The sequence below is a fragment of the Sphaerochaeta sp. UBA5836 genome (assembly GCF_002432845.1).
Taxonomy (GTDB): domain Bacteria; phylum Spirochaetota; class Spirochaetia; order Sphaerochaetales; family Sphaerochaetaceae; genus Sphaerochaeta.
In genome coordinates, this window is sequence record NZ_DJGW01000072.1 from 1912 (window position 1) to 3904 (window position 1993).

A 1993-nucleotide genomic window follows, 5' to 3' on the forward strand; every position below is an offset into this window, starting at 1 on the left:
TCAACCATGCCATCATCCTGACCGGCCATACCGACTTCAACTATATGAAGCAGGCCATACGGCTGGGGGTGTTCGACTACCTGCTCAAACCCATCGATGACGAGGAGCTGGAAGAGACGCTTGCCTCCTTGGTGAAGAAGATCCAGGAAGAGGACAAGGATTTCGAGCAGCTGAAAAAAGGTTCAAGCACAGCCGGCGAGTTGATCGCTCTTCCGCGCAACGTGAACAACCATGTCATCGATGCCACCATCGCATTCATCGCCGACAACTATGCAAACCCGGTCGGGTTGCAGGAGGCTGCTTCCTATCTTGAACTGTCCGAAAGCCACCTCTCACGCCTGTTCAAGGAGGTGACGGGGCTCAACTTCCTGCAGTACCTCAATGCATGGAGGGTGAACAAGTCGGTTGAGCTGATGAAGGATCCGAAGAAGAACATCGGAGAGATTGCAACCAGCTGCGGCTTCCCCACCCCAGGCTATTTCGCCAAGATATTCAAGCGCTTCACAACCAAGACTCCGACGCAGTTCCGAGACGAGCTGGGCGCCCTATAATACAGAGGAGAAAGCCGAGGCCAGGCGTTCGGAAGCAGTCCTTCCCGCTTTGTCTGCATAGAGCAGGCTTGCAAGGCCGAACCCTCGGGCACGCTGGATGTTCGGTTCATGGTCATCGACGAAATAGGCATCTGCAATGGAGCAGCCTTCACGATGCAGGATCTTCTCAAAGAAGTTCCTTGAAGGCTTTGTGGTGCGCATCAGATGCGAGGCGTACACCTCGTCGAACAGGTCGAGGGCTCCCATCGATTCAAGAATTCTCCAGTGCGCTTCGATGGTGTTCGAAGCACATACCACCCGCTTTCCGGCTTTGCGCAATGCTCCTATCACCGTGACGACCTCATCGTTGAAAACCGGTTCGAAAGCGTCGAAGAACGGGTCGCCTTCAACCTCCACCCCAAACACATCTTTCACATGAGCCCAATACTCTGCGCTCCTGAGAACTCCCTCCATCAGAGGGAATTCATAGTGCAGGTAGTCTGCAAAGAACTCCTCACGGTCGAGACGATAACCCCTGGCAATCTTGCCCAGCATCGTAATGTTCTTTACGACGACATTTCCCATATCGAAGAGAAACAGCGAACAGGAATCGGGGATTGGCGAGTCCACCCAGGCCAGATGGGGCAGCAAGGAGTGAGTGCCGAATTGTTCATCGGCGAGAACTGAACCCATGCCCAGCCGCTGGGCTTCCTCCATGCTGTCCGCTTTGTCGGTGACCAGCAGATAGCGGCCCATGGCAGAGCGGCAGTGCTCCAGCGGAAATCGGTCCAAGCGATCGGCATAGGCGGCAAGCACCGCTTGGGCTGGATGGGAGGCACACAAATCGGTGCAGAGTCTGTCGTACATGCTTATCCCTTTCTTGATTCGTAGATGGCCGAGCCCCCGATGAAATACTTGGTCAGGGACATGAAGAGGATGAACATCGGGATCGACGCAAGCAAGGCGGCAGCCATCATCGCCCCCTCATCGGTGCTGCGCTCGAGCGCGAACGAGGAGATGTACTGGGGAATGGTCTTCATCTTGTCGCTCTGGCTTACCAAGAGCGGCCACAAGAGGTTGTCCCACTGGCTTCGGAACGAGAGGATGGCCAGCGTGGCGATGACCGGCTTGCAGTTGGGAAGGACGATGCGCCAGTAGATTCCGAACTCCCCCATCCCGTCCACACGTGCCGCGTCAAGGAACTCGGTCGGGAAGGTGGTCAAGAACTGCTTCATCTGGAACACCCCGAAAGCACTGACCAAAAATGGAAGGATCAAGCCTATGTAGGAGTTCTGGATCCGCAGCGTCATGACCACCATGTATAGGGGGATCATGATGGCTTCAAAGGGAATCATCATGGTGGCCATGATCATCATGAACACCGTGTTGCGGCCGCGGAACCGGAACTTTGCAAGCCCGTATCCGGTAAGGCTTGCGATCAGGACGGTGCTTATGGCAACCGA

Annotated in this window: 3 protein-coding genes; 1 reads left to right on the forward strand and 2 read right to left on the reverse strand. The window is 55.4% G+C overall.

Translation table 11 applies throughout. The annotated features are described in order from the left end of the window. Positions 1-551: helix-turn-helix domain-containing protein (locus B3F49_RS05725; RefSeq protein WP_293909652.1), on the forward strand; the 551-nt coding region annotated here is incomplete at its 5' end. On the opposite strand, the gene B3F49_RS05730 is transcribed toward B3F49_RS05725, so the two are convergent. Together B3F49_RS05730 and B3F49_RS05735 are read right to left on the reverse strand one after the other, a co-directional pair. Next, positions 546-1397 carry an HAD family hydrolase gene (locus tag B3F49_RS05730; RefSeq protein ID WP_293909654.1) on the reverse strand — a complete coding sequence of 284 codons (852 nt, stop codon included), beginning with the start codon at positions 1395-1397 and terminating at the stop codon, positions 546-548. The two genes, B3F49_RS05725 and B3F49_RS05730, sit on opposite strands and share 6 nt — an antisense overlap. A gap of 2 nt (positions 1398-1399) precedes the next feature. Next, positions 1400-1993 (reverse strand): carbohydrate ABC transporter permease (locus B3F49_RS05735; protein ID WP_293909656.1); only part of this gene is annotated, 594 nt, incomplete at its 5' end.